Raw genomic sequence first — 15158 nt, 5'->3', positions numbered from 1 at the left:
ACCACCGATCGCGGGGGTGCCTCCGGCGTTGCTCGACCTCCGGAGCGCGCGATGACCATCGAGACCACCACACAGACACCGATTTCCGACACCGCGGCACCCGCCGTGGCGACGGACGCGGCCAGGGGGATTGCCGCCGAGGCGGCGTCCGGGAACGGCGGCGACACGCAGGCCCGCCAGGCCCCGCCGCGACCGGAGTCCACCGGATCCGCGCGACCGGACACCGCCGGGCCGGGGCTGCCGGCCGGGTTCGTCCCGAGGTTCACCGACCGGCACGTCGGCCCGGACCAGGCCGACCGCCGGGCGATGCTCGACCTGCTGGGGCTGGGCTCGCTGACGGGGCTGACCGACGCGGCGGTGCCGGCGGCCATCCGGGACACCGAGCTGGACCTGCCCCCGGCCGTCGACGAGACCGAGGTGCTCGCGGAGCTGCGCGGGCTGGCCGGGTACAACCGGCGGGTCACCTCCATGATCGGTCTGGGCTTCCACCCGGCGGTCATGCCCGGGGTGATCCAGCGCAACGTCCTGGAGAACCCGGCCTGGTACACGGCGTACACGCCGTACCAGCCGGAGATCTCCCAGGGGCGGCTCGAGGCCCTGCTGAACTTCCAGACGGTGATCACGGATCTGACCGGCCTCGCCGTGGCCGGCGCCTCGCTGCTGGACGAGCCGACGGCGGCGGCGGAGGCCATGCAGATCGCCCACCGGGCCGCCCGGGGCCGCCGCTCGACCTTCGTGATCGACGCCGACACGCTGCCGCAGACCATCGCGGTGGTCCGGACCCGGGCGGAGGCGCTCGGCATCACCGTGCTCGTCGTCGACCTCCGCGACGGGCTCACCGGACGTCCGTCGCCGGCCCCGGGTGAGCGGCCGGCCGCCGGACCGGCCGCTCCCGCGCAGTCCGCCGCGCCGTCGGCACCGTCCGAGGTGCCTTCGGTAGTGCCGTCCGACGTGCTCGGGGACGCCTTCGGCGTGCTGCTGTCGTACCCGGGGGCCGGTGGGGAGGTGCGGGACCTGCGCGGGGTGATCGCGCAGGCCCGGGAACGCGACATCGTGGTGACGGTCGCCGCGGACCTGCTCGCGCTCACCCTGGTGCGCTCGCCGGGCGCGCTCGGCGCGGACATCGCGGTCGGGAGCACCCAGCGGTTCGGGCTTCCGCTGTCCTTCGGCGGGCCGCACGCCGGCTATCTCGCCGTCCGGTCGGGTCTGGAGCGGACGCTGCCCGGCCGGCTCGTCGGGGTCTCGGTGGACGCGGCCGGCAACCCCGCCTACCGGCTCACGCTGCAGACCCGTGAGCAGCACATCCGGCGGGAGAAGGCGACGAGCAACATCTGCACGGCGCAGGTGCTCCCGGCGGTGCTGGCGTCGATGTACGCCGTCTACCACGGGCCCGAGGGGCTGGCCGGGATCGCGGCCCGGGTGCACGGGCACGCCGTGAGCCTCGCCGCCGGGCTGCGCGCCGGCGGGGTGGAGATCGTCCACGACGGGTTCTTCGACACGGTGCTCGCCCGGGTGCCGGGGCGTGCGGCCCAGGTGGTCGCCGACGCGCTCGCGCACGGGGTGAACCTGCGTCTCGTCGACGGCGACCATGTCGGCGTCTCCTGCAACGAGACGACCGTGGCGGCCGACCTGCGGGCCGTCTGGTCCGCCTTCGGTGTGGGTGGCGCGGACGGGCCGGCCGCGGCCGCCGGTCCGGCGGCGGGCCCGGCCCTCCCGGCGGCGCTGATCCGCACCGGGGAGGAGCCGTACCTGGCGCATCCGGTGTTCCACGCGCACCGGTCCGAGACGGCGATGCTGCGCTACCTGCGCCGGCTCGCCGACGTCGACTTCGCGCTGGACCGCGGCATGATCCCGCTCGGCTCCTGCACGATGAAGCTCAACGCGACGACCGAGATGGCCGCGGTCACCTGGCCGGACTTCGCCGACATCCACCCGTTCGCCCCACTGGACCAGGCCGCCGGCTACGTGTCGATGATCCGGGATCTGGAGGAGTGGCTGGCCCGGATCACCGGGTACGCCGGCGTCTCGGTGCAGCCGAACGCGGGCAGCCAGGGTGAGCTCGCCGGCCTGCTGGCGATCCGGGCCTACCACCGCGACCACGCCGCGGCCGGGAACCCGGTGCGCGACGTCTGCCTGATCCCGTCGTCGGCGCACGGGACGAACGCGGCGAGCGCGGCGATGGCCGGCATGCGCGTGGTCGTCGTCGCGTGCGACGCGGAGGGCAACGTCGACCTGGACGACCTCACCGCCAAGGCGGCCGCGCACGCCCCGGCGCTCGCGGCGCTGATGGTCACCTACCCGTCCACCCACGGGGTGTACGAGGAGGGCATCGCGCGGGCGTGCGCGGTGGTGCACGACGCCGGCGGGCTGGTCTACGTCGACGGGGCGAACCTGAACGCGCTGGTCGGGCTGTCGAAGCCGGGCCGGTTCGGGGCGGACGTGAGCCACCTGAACCTGCACAAGACCTTCTGCATCCCGCACGGTGGCGGCGGTCCGGGGGTCGGGCCGGTGGCGGTCGGCGCGAAGCTGCTGCCCTACCTGCCCAACCACCCGCTGCGCCCGGAGGCGGGCCCGGAGACCGGGGTCGGGCCGATCTCGGGGTCACCGTGGGGGTCGGCCGGCATCCTGATGATCCCGTGGGCCTACATCCGGCTGATGGGGGCGGAGGGGCTGCGCGAGGCGACCTCGGTGGCGGTGCTCAACGCCAACTACGTCGCCCGCCGGCTCGCGCCGCACTACCCTGTCCTCTACGCGGGACGTAACGGCCTGGTCGCGCACGAGTGCATCCTCGACCTGCGGCCGTTGACGAAGGAGACGGGCGTGACCGTCGACGACGTCGCCAAGCGGCTGATCGACTACGGCTTCCACGCCCCGACCATGTCGTTCCCGGTGGCGGGGACGCTCATGGTGGAGCCGACCGAGAGCGAGGACCTCGGCGAGATCGACCGGTTCTGCGACGCGATGATCGCGATCCGGGCCGAGGCGGCGAAGGTCGGCGCGGGGGAGTGGCCCCGCGACGACAACCCGCTGCGCAACGCCCCGCACACCGCGGAGATGGTCACCGGGGACGAGTGGGCGCACCCGTACCCGCGTTCCGTCGCGGCGTACCCGGTGGCGTCGCTGCGCGCGGCGAAGTACTGGCCGCCGGTGCGGCGCATCGACGGCGCCTACGGCGACCGCAACCTGGTCTGCACCTGCCCGCCGGTGGAGGCGTTCGACGCGACGGCCGAGCCGGTGCGGGTCCCCCTACCTGCGGCGACGCCGGCCTGACGCCTGCACCGCCGGATGCGGAGAGCCGCTCCATTACCAGGTTCGTCAGGTAACGGAGCGGCCTTCTGTCGTATCTCGGTTGTGTCTCCCGAGGGGTCGGCGATGGACGTGTCGTGCGTCCTTGGCACAATCAGCGCGACGGCACCAAAGTGCGGCCGGCGTGGTGTTGCACCACGGACGCCGCACTCCTGGACAACCAGCCGGACGGGCGGGGCCCCACGGCCAGCGGAGCTGGCGGTCGGCCGGCACCCGGACCGATGGCTCGCGAAGGGGACTTTCCGCGATGCAGGAGCAGATGAACAAGCAACTCGGCCAGCTGCGCCAGACCGCGGTCGAGCTGGGCCTGGGTCCGGCGCTGAAGCTGGTCCGCCGCACCGTGCTCCCCAGCGCCCGGCGCAACGCGGTCGACGACCGCCACCTCGCGCTCCTGCTGTCCTTCGTCCTGCAGGAGGACTCGAACTGCATCGACGTCGGCGCCCACCGCGGTGACGTGCTCAAGTCGATCGTGCTGCACGCCCCGCGCGGCGAGCACATCGGCTACGAGCCGCTGCCGCACCTGTTCGAGTACCTGTGCCTGGAGTTCCCGACCGTCACGCTCAAGCAGGCCGCGCTCGCCGAGAAGGCCGGGGTGAGCCCGTTCGCCTACGTCCGCAGCCGGCCCGCGTACAGCGGCCTGCTCCAGCGGACGCCGGACGGCGCCGAGGAGGTCGAGCAGATCGAGGTCGTCGTCGAGGTGCTCGACGAGACGCTCCCCCCCGACCACCGGCTCGACCTGATCAAGATCGACGTCGAGGGTGCGGAGTACGGCGTGCTCAAGGGCGGCGAGAAGCTGCTCTCCGCGAACCGCCCCTATGTGATCTTCGAGTTCGGCGCCGCCGCGCGGAAGTACGGGACCACCGCCGAGGACATGTACCGCCTCGTGGACGGCGATCTCGGCCTGCGCATCTTCGACATGGACGGCACCGGCCCCTACACCCTTGGCACGTTCCGCAAGACGTTCGACAACGGCAACCGCTTCAACTTCGTCGCGCACGCCTGATCGGGCGGTCGCGGGGCGAAGCCGAGCGCGTCGGCGCCCGCTCCGGGATACTCGCCGGGTGGCGACGATCGACGGCATCGACGAGCTGAAGCGGGTCCAGGGCCAGGAGCTGGGAACCAGCTCCTGGCTCACGGTGACCCAGGATCAGATCAACACCTTCGCCGCGGCGACGGGCGACTGGCAGTGGATCCACACCGACGTCGAGAAGGCCAAAAACGGGCCGTTCAAGACGACGATCGCGCACGGCTATCTCACCCTGTCGCTGCTGCCGGTGATGGTCGCGGAGATCGCGCAGGTCACCGGCATCACCATGGCGCTGAACTACGGCCTGAACAAGGTTCGCTTCCCACAGCCGGTCCCGGTCGGCTCCCGGGTCCGCGGGACGCTCCGCAACATCTCGGTCGAGGAGATCCCCGGCGGCGCCCAGGCGGTCAACCAGCTCACCATCGAGCTGGAGGGCGCGGCCAAGCCGGCCTGTGTCGCCGAGTTCGTCGCCCGTTACCTGGTCTGACACCCGGACTGACCGGACTGACCGGACTGCACCCGGACTGCTGTCTGTTCTGCGGCCGGCTCCCGCCGGGCCCGCCACCGGCCTGACGGCTGCCCGTCAGCGTCGGGCTCAGGCGGACGGGTCGGTCACGACCGCGGTGACGACGCGGATCGTCGGGCGCCAGTGCAGGCCGCCCGCGTCGGTGGACGGGGCGTGCCACCGGGTCAACTCCTCGATCATCGCCGGGCCCTCGGCGTCGGAGACCTTCTCCAGCATGGACCGCAGCGCCGTCCCCCAGGCCCAGCGCCACCAGTGGGCCACATCGCGGAACACGAGATCGGTGGCGACCAGCTCGTCCCGGGTGAGGGTGAAACCGGTCGCGGTGAGCGCGTCGGCGAGCGCGCCCTCCGCCAGGATGGCGTGCCCCGGCCGGCGCTCGGCCGCACCGACCGAGGTCGCCAGCCGCAGCGGGTAGTCGGGACGGTCCCACAGCGGGTCCGCCGGCCCGAAGACGGTCACGGCCAGCCGCCCGCCGGGCCGCAGGACGCCGCGCCACCGGGCGAGCGCCGCCACCGGGTCGGGCAGCAGGAACAGGCCCATCCCGCAGAGGACGACATCGACCGAGCCCGGCTCGACGGGCGGGTCCATCGCGTCGGCGATCGTGACGTCGACCCACGGCAGCTGACGGGCCGCGACGTCGGCCGCGGTCAGCTCGACCATGGTCGGCGCCAGGTCGAACGCCCGGACGGAGCCGGCCGGCCCGGTCGCCTCGGCGGCCGGGAACAGCACGGCGCCGCGCCCGCAGGCAAGGTCGATCACGTTCTCCCCGGGGGAGATGCCGGCCGCGGCCACCAGGGTCTTGCCCAGCGGACGGAAGAACGGCACACCGTGGACGTCGGCGTCGTAGTCGTACGCCGCACGGTCGAACACCGTGGCCGGGTGGGCCTGCTCGGCCGGGTCGCCCGCCTCGTCCGTCTCGTCCGCCGGTTCGTACTCCGCCACCTCGGGACCCGCCGATCCGTGTTCCACCGGCGCATAGTCCGCCGGTTCGTGCTCCGCCAGCTCGAGCTGTGTCAGCTGGTGCTCTGCCGGCTCGAAACGGGCCGGCTCGTAGTACGCCGTCTCGTATTCTGTCGACTCGCGTGCCGCGGGTACAGCCGGCCGGTCGCGCTCCGTCCGCGGGGCGAAGTAGGTGTTCTCCGCGGAGGGCGGGTAGATCTCGACCCCGCCATCCCTGATCAGGATCTCTATCGGGGCGTTGTCCCGGCCCCGGTGCCCACGCGGCAGGATCCGCTCCACAGTGATTTCCTCGATGGTGAAGCCACCCATCGTGATCGCCGACATCGCGACCCCGTCCACGGTGAGCCCGTCCATGGTGAGCCCGTCCACGCCGCGTGCCCTCTTCCGCCATGCCGCCTGGGCGGCGTTCTGTCTCTGGCGTCTCAGCTAACCAGGACAGAACGACACATTCCGTCACCCAGATGGCCGCCGGTGGAGCGTCCGAAGTCCCGCGGCGGGGCATTGTCAACCGCTCTGACCTGCAGAAATGTAATTTCACCGCTGAAGTTCGCGGCCCTTCACCCCCGGGTCCACCGGTTCGGACGAGACCTGTGCGGGGATGCCTGAACCGGCCATCGCGCTGCCTGAAGAGCCCTGGAGGTGGTCGGTCGTCCCGGGATCGGTGGGCCCGTCGCCGTCGTCGCCGCCGTCGGCGGCGGTCTCCCGGGCGGTCGCGCGCTCCCGGGCTGGCCCCGCCTTTCGGGACGATTCGGACTTACTGGGCGTAACCGCCGTGCCGAGGGCCGTGGACCCGCCCCCCGCGGCGAGCTTGTCGGACTTCGCGGACCTCCCGGGCCGGCCACCTGGCCCACCCGAGTTCCCCGACCCACCGGACCCGCCCGACCCGTTCGGCCCGCCCGACCCGTTCGGCCCGCCCGACCTGGACGGCCCAGTCGACCCGGACCCGGACCCGGACGCGCCGCCGAGGCCGGTGGTCGCGCTCGCGAACCGCTCACCGTGGATGTCCACCCGCGGCAGCAGGACGTCGACCCATCTGGGCAGCCACCAGTTCGCCCGGCCCAGCAGCGCCATCGTGGCCGGGACCAGCACCATCCGGATCACTGTCGCGTCGACCAGGACGGCGACCGCCATCCCGACGCCGACCATCTTCACGGTCACGTCCGGGTCCAGGGCGAAGCCCGAGAAGACGGCGATCATGATGAGGGCGGCGCTGGTGATCACCCGGCCGGTCGAGGCGAGCCCGCGGACGATGCTGCCGTGCGGGTCGCCGGTGGCGACCCAGTCCTCCCGGATCCGGGAGAGCAGGAAGACCTCATAGTCCATGCTCAGGCCGAACAGGACAGTGAACATCAGCACCGGCAGCCAGCTCGACATCGGGACGCTGTGCGGCAGGCCGAGCAGGTCCGTTCCCCAACCCCACTGGAACACCGCCGTCACAACGCCGTAGGCGGCCGCGATGGAGAGCAGGTTCATCACCGCCGCCTTGATCGCCACGACCGGCGAGCGGAAGACGACGGTAAGCAGCAGCACCGACATCCCGACGACGAAGCCGACCACCCACCACAGCCGCTCCGAGAGCAGCCTGGAGAGATCGGCGAAGATCGCCGTAGTCCCGGTGATGGACACGCCGGGCGGCAGCACGTCCGCGCGAAGTCGGGCGACCAGATCGGACGCGGCCTTGTCGCTCGGGCCGGTCGTCGGGACCACGCTGATCACCGCGGCCTCCCCGGACGGGGCGATCACCGGCGGCTCGACGGCCGTGACGCCCGGGACCGCGGCGACCTTCGCGACCAGGCCCGGCAGCTCCGGCGCCGGCAGCTGCCGCAGGTCGACGGCCAGCAGCAGCGGGCCGTTCTCGCCTGGTCCGTACTCGGCGGAGATCAGGTCGTAGGCGCGCCGCTGGGTGACGTCGGTCGGCGCGCTGCCGGCGTCCTGGGGCCAGGTGCGCATGGTCAGGACGGGTGCGCCGAGGGCCAGCAGGAAGATCAGTGCGGCGAGCGCCCACGGGCGGGGACGAGCGCCGATGCTCGCGGCCCACCGCGCGGTCAGGGTCCGCTTCGGCTTCGCCGGCGTCGCGTCCGAGCCGGTGCCGGAGTCAGCGCCGGGGGCCGAGCCGGTGCCCGCCGGCCTCGTGGAACGGGCGACGAACAACTCGGCGTGCGCCCGGCGGCGCAGCACCCGCAGGTCCGCGAGACCGCACAATGCCGGAACAAGGGTGACCGCGACCGCGACGACCGCGATGACAACGGACGCCGTCGTGAAGGCTGTCGTTACGTATGTGTTGAGACCCACCAGCCGCAGGCCCGTCAGCGAGACGATCACGGTGAGGCCGGCGAAGACGACCGACATACCGGCCGTCGCGTTCGCCCGCCCCGCCGCCTCCGCCACCGACAGGCCGGACCGCAGCCCCTCGACATGCCGGGTGACCAGGAGCAACGCATAGTCGATGCCGACGCCGATCCCCACCATCGACGCGAGGGTCGGGGCGATCGTGCTGACGGTCGTCGTCGCCGCGATCAGGGTGATGCCGGAGGCCCCGACCCCCAGCCCGATCATCGCCACCGCGATCGGCACCCCGGCGGCGATCACCGAGCCGAAGGCGATCAGGAGAATGAGCAGCGCGACCCCCACGCCGATCGCCTCGGCCCGGCCGTCGACCGACTGGAGGTTCTCCGAGATCTGGCCGCCGATCTCGACCTGCAACCCGGCGTCACTCGCCGGGGCGGCCGCCGCGTAGACGGCGTCCAGGGCATCGCGCCCGCCGAGCTGGGTGACCGGCTTCGAATAGTGCACCGTGAACAGCGCGGTGTCACCATCACGGGACAGTTCCGGCGGGCTCGCGACAATGGCGGACGGCACCTTGCCGAGCCGGGCACCGACGCTGGCCAGGATGGCCGGGTCGAGCTGGGCCTTGTTCGTGCCGTGCAGCACGACGCGCGCGTCGGCGCCGGCCAGGGTCGGGAAGCTCTGGCGCAGCAGGTCGGTGCCGACCTGCGAGGCGGTACCCGGGGCGTCGTAGTCGTCGCGCGGCTGACCCCCCGAGCCCGCGGCCAGCCCCAGGGCCGCCACCAGCACGGCAAGCCATATCCCGACAACCCGCCACGGCCGGGTGGCCGCGGCCGCGCCGATCCGGTACAGCAACCGGGACATCCGTCCTCCTCGACTCCGCTGGGCCGTCGTCTCCGCTCGGCCGTCGCCCCTGCTGGGCCGTCGTCTCCGCCGAGTCGCCAGGTCTCCGCCGGCCGGGATACGCGACGGCCGGGGTGGGCGATGGCCGAGATGGTGATAGATGAGGGGGTGGTGCACGGCGGTCGCGTGCACCAGTGGGAAGATAGGCGGGGTTTCCATGGCACGGTGGGCAGGAACCCTGCGCGAACACTATGTCGCCGAATGCGCCGTAATCGGGCGAATCGCCCACATCGGCTCGCCTGCTGGGAGGCGGGACGCATGCGGGCACGTCGCGCGCTCGCGATGTCATGAACACGACGCCCGCCAGTGCCTCCCGGCCTCTTGCGGTGCGGCGGCTTCTGCCGCCACCCGGTAGGCGCTCTGCGGTTCCGCGGAACCCCGGGATCGACCGTGGCCCGAGTCGGGTCACAGTGCTTCGGAGGCTCCGCTCACCGCCAACTGGTCGTCGCCGCCGGCCGGGGGGAGGGCACGGCCGCTGACGGCCACCCGGTCGCGCCCGGCGCTCTTCGCCGTGTACAGCGCGTCGTCGGCGGCGCCGAACAGGTGGAACGGGTCGGCGGCGTGGGTGGGCACGGCGGCCGCGCCGACCGAGACGGTCACCGCGATCACCTGCTCCCCGCGTACCTCGGACTCGTCCGTGTCCACACCGTCGGCGTTCCCGCCACCGGTCGGCCCGCTCCGGGCCGACCCGGCCAGCCCGCCGCCTTCCAGCCCGCCGCTGCCCGTAGACGCACTGCTCGGCGGACCGCCGTCCGGCAGCGTGGGATGGTCTGTGGCGGTGCGGGTGCTGATTCGGATCGGCTCGCTGCCGACCTGGCGGCGCAGGCGCTCCCCGACGGTGGCGAGGTCGGTCTCGCGCAGGTTCGTGACCAGCACGGCGAACTCCTCGCCGCCGTAGCGACCCAGGACGTCACCGGGCCGGGTCGCCGCCTGTAGCCGGTGGGCGACCTCGACGAGCACGCCGTCCCCGACGAGATGACCGTACCGGTCGTTGATCGCCTTGAAGTGGTCGACGTCGACCAGGAACAGGCCGAGCCGGGTGCCGTCGCGCAGTGCGCGGTCCACCGCCGCGGACAGCTCGCCTTCCAGGTGCCGGCGGGTGTGCAGCCCGGTCAGGACGTCGGTGATCGCGGCTCGATGCTGGTCGGCTACCAGACCCGCCATCCGGAAGATGATCAGAATGAACATCGCCGCGCTGGCCACCGCCACGACGACCAGCCCGCTGGTCTCCCCGCGCACGCACTGCACCGCGAGCACGACCGGGGCCACCAGCGCCGCGGCGGTCAGCGCGAGCAGGCGGGGGACGGAGAGCACCGAGCCGGGGCGGGTGCCACCCACCTCGAGGCGGCTCATGCTCGGGTGTAGCGCGGCCGCGCCGAGGAACAGTGCGGTGGCCAACCAGAGGACGTCCAGCTCACCGCCGACCCGGTAGTCGCCGTCGAGCTGGCGCGGCACATAGCGGGCGTCGGTGGCGAGGACCGCGGCGAGGTGGGCGGCGAGCAGGTAGAAGGCCGGTGGGCGTCGGCCGCCGTCGAAGAACAGGCGCAGGCTCGCCGCGAAGAGGGCGAGATCGCCCACCGGGTAGGCCACCGAGGCCAGGCTGACCAGCGGGGACTGATCAAGCGCCAGTCGCGGGGCGACCAGGTAGACCCAGGAGACCAGCGCTCCGGCGACGGCCATCATCAGGCTGTCCAGGACGCCGGCCACGCCGCCCGGCCGTCCCCGCCGCCGGGCGAGGATCATCAGGCCGGCCATCAGCAGGGGATAGCGGGCCAGGTGGCAGGCGTCCCCGATGCCGGGGAAGCCGTCGGCGCCGGGTCCGTCGCGGGAGCCGGCGAGGATCGCGTCGCCGAGCACGGAGATCGCCTGGGCGGCGGCGAACAACCACCAGGGCAGGCTGCCCGCCGGCCCGTGGCGCCGCCTGCCCACGGCGACCGCCACCACCGCCGAGCCGCTGACCAGCAGGTAGAGCGCCACGCGCGGCCCGGACGTCCCGCCGGCGGCCGGGAGCGCGCACGAGGCGGCCACGAGGACCAGCCCGCCGGCCAGGTACCAGACCCAGCCACGGTCGGCCGGCGCACCCGCCGTGGGTCGGGCCGCCGTCACCGAGAACCTGGTGTCGCCGGCCACCGCGCGCCGGACGGGAGTGACCGGGCCATGTTCAGCGTCTCCGATACGAATGCCGGATCTGTGCGGGGCGCCGGTTTCCAGGGGCGCCGAGCCCGCGGGTGCGGGGTCCGTGCGTGGCGGGTGCGCGGGGTGCCGGCCCGGGTCGGGGGGCGGGCTTCTCCCGTCGATGGCGATGCGGACGCGCGCCGCGCCGTCGCTCCGCGTGTCGGGTCAGCCGGCAGGGAGGTTCGACTTGGCGGGTCCGGACCCGTGACCCGTTTCGGAACCGTATCGAATGGTAGCTCTTCGTACACGCTCGTTTGACGGGCGGTGTGAGCTTTTGTCTGATTCTTGTTCCTGTGAGTTCGTTTCCGGCCGGGCCTGGTAGGCCCGGCTCCCCTCAGGCGAGCCCGAGGACGGAGATGAACCGCCGGGCCGCGGCACCGCCGGAGTCCAGAGCGATGGCCCGGGCCCGGACGGTGTCGAGATCGTCGAGCAGTGCGGCGTCGACCTCGTCCGTGGCGGAGGCGTCCCGGACGGCACCGGGGCGGCTGGCTGCGGAGTAGAGGAGGTCCAGGCCGGCCTCGGCCTCGTCGAACGCCGCCTCGTCGAAGTCCCAGTCGTCGTCCCGGGGGCGCACCAGGCAGAGCAGCCGCACCGCGGCCGGGCTGTGCCTGGTCAGCAGGTCGTCGACGAAGGTCAGGTTGCCCAGCGACTTGGACATCTTGACCCCGCCCGAACGGACGGTCCCCGGCCGCAGCCAGGCCCGCGCGAACGGTTGCACGCCGGTGGCGCGCTCGGCGAGCAGCGCCTCCACGGCGTGGTGGGGGTAGCGCAGGTCGGCGCCGCCGGCGTGCAGGTCCACGCTGGAGCCGAAGGTCGACAGGACCATCGCCGCGCACTCGGCGTGCCAGCCGGGCCGGCCGGGGCCCCACGGGCTGGGCCAGCTCGGGTACCCGCCGTCCGGCCGGGCGGCGCGCCAGACGGCGACGTCGAGTGGGTCGTCCCGTTCGGGGTCGTGCGGGTCGTCGTTGTACTCGGCGGCGAGGGCGATCGCGGCCGCCCGGTCGAGGCCGGCGCGTTCGGCGGCCTCGGCTGTCCGGGCGTAGACGCTGCCGCCGCGCTCGTAGGCGTGGCCGGCACGCAGCAGCGCCGTCGCCAGCTCGATCACCCGGGTCACGGCCGCGCGCGCGGTCGGCTCGTGGTCGGGTGGGCGGATGCCGAGTGAGGTCATCGTGCGGTCGAAGGCGAACCGCTGCAGCGACGCGATCTGGTCGAAGGGCAGGCCGGTCCGGCGGGCCTCGTCGAACATCGCGTCGTCGACGTCAGTGATGTTGCGGGCCAGCTCGACCGGGACCCCGACGTTGCGCCACACCCGGATCGCAAGGTCCGTCCACAGATAGGTGGCCGCGTGGCCGAGGTGGGTGACGGCGTACGGGGTGATGCCGCACACGTAGACCCGGGCTCGGCCCACCACCGGCAGCGGCGCCCCGCCGAGCCGCAGCACGGGGCGCATCGGGTTCAGTGCGACATCCATCGCCTCAGCATGCCACCGCGGTGCCGGGCGGACACAGGCGTCGTCCGGACCGCCCCCGGGTAGACCTGTCGGTATCCGCCCTGGGCGGACCCGGCCGGCGTTCCGTACCCCCCGTGGATGGCGGGAACACGGGCCAACCCGCAGGAGCGTGACGAGGATGACCAAGGGGACTCGTCCGGGGGAGTGACGATTCGTCGCGCAACATCCATACTTTGGGGCTCGCCGTTCGGTTGGTCTGGGGGCCGGTCGATCCCGCGGTGGGCGGCCGAGGAAAGTCGTAACGACCCAGGGCCCGGAAGGACGCCCTGTTGACCCGGGGACGTCTGCCCGGAAAGCTTCGCCCAGGTGGTTCGTGCTGTATGGGAACCACCATGTGTTCCGCCGCTCACGTCTGCGCGGGCGTGACCGGCCTGGGGGGTTGGTCGTAACCAAGAAAGGCCTCGAGAGAGGGGCGTCCGTGCGAACGCTCGAACCCACCACCCTCGACCTCGACGCGATCGAGGTGGACAAGCTCAACAAAGGCGTCACGCTCAGTCTGCTGATACCCGCTCGCGGGCCTGAGGCGGCGCGGACGCTGGGAACCATCGTCGCGCTCAACCGGCAACGCTGGATGCAGGAACGCAGTGTCCTCGACGAGATCGGGGTCATAGTGGACCCCTCCTCGGACGGAGACGAGCACGATCTCGTCCGGATCGCGACCGAGGCGGGCGCGAGCTGGGTCGTGCGCGGCCAGTCCGTCCTGGAGCTCCACGCGGGGCGGGAGGCGGCCACGACCGGAGGCAAGGCGGGTGCGATGCGTAGTCTCGCCTACCTTGCGTTCGGAAATCGCCTCATATTTCATGACGCGGACCTCGAAAGCTACGATCCCGCCACCGTAGGTGTTCTCGCCGCCGCCGCGACGGCTGGCAACGCCCCGCTTTTCGTGAACGGAAGCTCGCGCAGGGTCACCGGGGACGGTCAACCCGGCGGACGTACGACCGAGATGCTGCGCTCGCTGCTCTCGAAACAACTCGCGCGCTATGTGCCGTCCATCACGCGGGCAATCCAGCCGTTGATCGGGGAGTTCGTCATCGACGCCGACGTCTTTGCGGCGCTCGCGTTCTCCCGCGGCTACGGGGTGGAGACCTCGCTGAAGGTTCTGGCTCTCGACCTTCTCGACTACTCGGACTGTCTCCAGGTTGAGCTGCCGATCAAGTATCAGGTTGGTCAGCACTACCACAACCTGGTCAAGCAGTTCCATGAGATCAGTTTCACAATCGACGTTCTCGAGGCGTACTTCCAACGCCGCCGGGTCGATCCGCACGTCGCCATCTGGCAGATTGCCGACAACTACGACCTCCTATTCCCGGGGCGTACGTACGCCCTGCACCGACCGCCGGGTTACGACGACATCGACTTCGTCCCGCGGCTGGGCTTCTACCAGCCGCTCGCGACGTCGTCGGCCTACCAGGCCCGGCTGCCCGAGATCAAGAGTGCTCGCCGTGTCGCACTGGACACGCTGAGTAGGCGGATGCGGGCCTCCGCCTGACCCCTCCAGCCTGAGCGCGCCCGCGTGAACCCGCGGGCCTGAGCGGGCTGGCCTGAGTACGCCGGCCTCGGTGCCGGCCTGGTCGCCTCCCGGCGGTCAGGCCCGCACCGGGGTGGCCGGCCCGGTGGCACCGTCCGCGCGGGCGATCACGGCGTGGTGGTCGATCGGGGCCCGGTGGCCGGCCCGGTCCAGCGCGCCGAGCATCTGCTGGTCGAAGAGCTCCTGGCTGCCGGCCAGCGGTTCCGGCATGTGCCCGAACAGCTCCAGCGCGATCAGCCCGTGCAACTGGGTCCACACCGACATGCAGGCCGCCGTCCCGGCCGGGGAGAGATCGGCGCAGTCCCAGGCCAGCAACTGCTCGCGCAGGCCGGGCGACAGCTCGACCTCCAGCACGGACGGGTCGATGTCGCCGGCCGCGATCGCCTCCGCCATGCACCGGAACATCACCGCGACGGACCGCTCGAGCTCGTTGATGAGCGCCTCGCTGTGGTCGGTGAGGTCGGTCGGCTGCGGGCCGAAGATCAGCGTGTACTCGGTGGGGCTGTCCTTCGCCCACTGGCGGTGGGCCCGGGCGACGAGGAGCCAGCGCACCGCCTGGTCGTCAGTGGGCGCCGTGGCGAAGGCGGCTTCGAGCGCGTCGGCGAGCGAGGCGTACGCGTCCTGGGCGAGCACGGAGATCAGCGCGGCGCGGCTGTCGAAGTACCGGTAGAGCGCCGACGGGGTCATCCCCATCGCGCGGGCGACGGCTCGCAGCGAGAGTGCGGCGGTGCCGTGCTCGGCGAGCTGGGCGTGGGCGGCCGCCTTGATCTCCTCGATCGTCGCCTGGCGGACTCGTTCGCGTCGTGGGGCTGTGCTTGTCACAGCGCCATGCTGGGCTCAGTGGTGAGCGGTGTCAACTTTCGAGAACAGGGGTCTTGACGGCGACCGGTGTTTGCGAACACTGTTCTCTCAAGCGATCGGTTCTCTCGGGAGGGTT

9 protein-coding genes are annotated in these 15158 nt (G+C 72.5%); 4 read left to right on the top strand and 5 right to left on the bottom strand.

Annotated features, from left to right (window positions below):
- The first annotated feature begins 51 nt into the window (after positions 1 to 51).
- From gcvP to E0504_RS42250, 3 genes are all read left to right on the top strand, one after another.
- Positions 52 to 3270 carry an aminomethyl-transferring glycine dehydrogenase gene (gene gcvP, locus E0504_RS42260; RefSeq protein ID WP_112104567.1) on the top strand — a complete coding sequence of 1073 codons (3219 nt, stop codon included), beginning with the start codon at positions 52 to 54 and terminating at the stop codon, positions 3268 to 3270.
- Between the two features lie 283 nt (positions 3271 to 3553).
- A complete protein-coding gene (locus tag E0504_RS42255; RefSeq protein ID WP_020458300.1) occupies positions 3554 to 4309 on the top strand; it encodes an FkbM family methyltransferase in 756 nt (251 codons plus the stop codon).
- A 58-nt stretch (positions 4310 to 4367) separates the two neighbouring features.
- Positions 4368 to 4820: a MaoC family dehydratase gene (locus tag E0504_RS42250; protein WP_112104566.1), complete on the top strand. Its 453-nt coding sequence runs from the start codon at positions 4368 to 4370 to the stop codon at positions 4818 to 4820.
- A 108-nt stretch (positions 4821 to 4928) separates the two neighbouring features.
- Here the strand turns inward: E0504_RS42250 and E0504_RS42245 are convergent, their stop codons facing one another.
- The 4 genes from E0504_RS42245 to E0504_RS42230 form a co-directional block, all read right to left on the bottom strand.
- Entirely contained in the window at positions 4929 to 6188 is a 1260-nt protein-coding gene (locus E0504_RS42245; RefSeq protein WP_112104565.1) for a class I SAM-dependent methyltransferase, read from the bottom strand.
- Between the two features lie 165 nt (positions 6189 to 6353).
- On the bottom strand, positions 6354 to 8969 hold the full coding sequence (locus E0504_RS42240; RefSeq protein ID WP_131627165.1) for an MMPL family transporter: 2616 nt from the start codon (positions 8967 to 8969) through the stop codon (positions 6354 to 6356).
- 444 nt (positions 8970 to 9413) lie between these two features.
- Positions 9414 to 11114: a diguanylate cyclase gene (locus E0504_RS42235; protein WP_112106988.1), complete on the bottom strand. Its 1701-nt coding sequence runs from the start codon at positions 11112 to 11114 to the stop codon at positions 9414 to 9416.
- 403 nt (positions 11115 to 11517) lie between these two features.
- The gene (locus E0504_RS42230) at positions 11518 to 12633 is read right to left on the bottom strand and encodes a cysteine--tRNA ligase (protein WP_112106987.1); all 1116 of its coding nucleotides are present in this window, start codon (positions 12631 to 12633) and stop codon (positions 11518 to 11520) included.
- 478 nt (positions 12634 to 13111) lie between these two features.
- Between E0504_RS42230 and E0504_RS42225 the strand changes: the two genes are divergently transcribed.
- A complete protein-coding gene (locus E0504_RS42225; RefSeq protein WP_041253654.1) occupies positions 13112 to 14182 on the top strand; it encodes a hypothetical protein in 1071 nt (356 codons plus the stop codon).
- Positions 14183 to 14278: 96 nt separating this feature from the next.
- Here E0504_RS42225 and E0504_RS42220 read toward each other — a convergent pair whose 3' ends face one another.
- Positions 14279 to 15043, bottom strand: a complete 765-nt coding sequence (locus E0504_RS42220; RefSeq protein ID WP_112106984.1) for a TetR/AcrR family transcriptional regulator — start codon at positions 15041 to 15043, stop codon at positions 14279 to 14281.
- Between the last annotated feature and the right edge of the window lie 115 nt (positions 15044 to 15158).

The organism is Parafrankia sp. BMG5.11 (genome assembly GCF_004337455.1).
Note: the sequence above shows the minus strand (reverse complement) of the source record. Positions and strands in the feature narration are given on the sequence as shown.

Excerpts from the sequence above, each read along its gene's own strand:
- gcvP (WP_112104567.1), top strand. The coding sequence starts at position 52 with ATGACCATCGAGACCACCACACAGACACCGATTTCCGACACCGCGGCA.
- E0504_RS42255 (WP_020458300.1), top strand. The coding sequence starts at position 3,554 with ATGCAGGAGCAGATGAACAAGCAACTCGGCCAGCTGCGCCAGACCGCG.
- E0504_RS42240 (WP_131627165.1), bottom strand. The coding sequence starts at position 8,969 with ATGTCCCGGTTGCTGTACCGGATCGGCGCGGCCGCGGCCACCCGGCCG.
- E0504_RS42230 (WP_112106987.1), bottom strand. The coding sequence starts at position 12,633 with ATGCGCCCCGTGCTGCGGCTCGGCGGGGCGCCGCTGCCGGTGGTGGGC.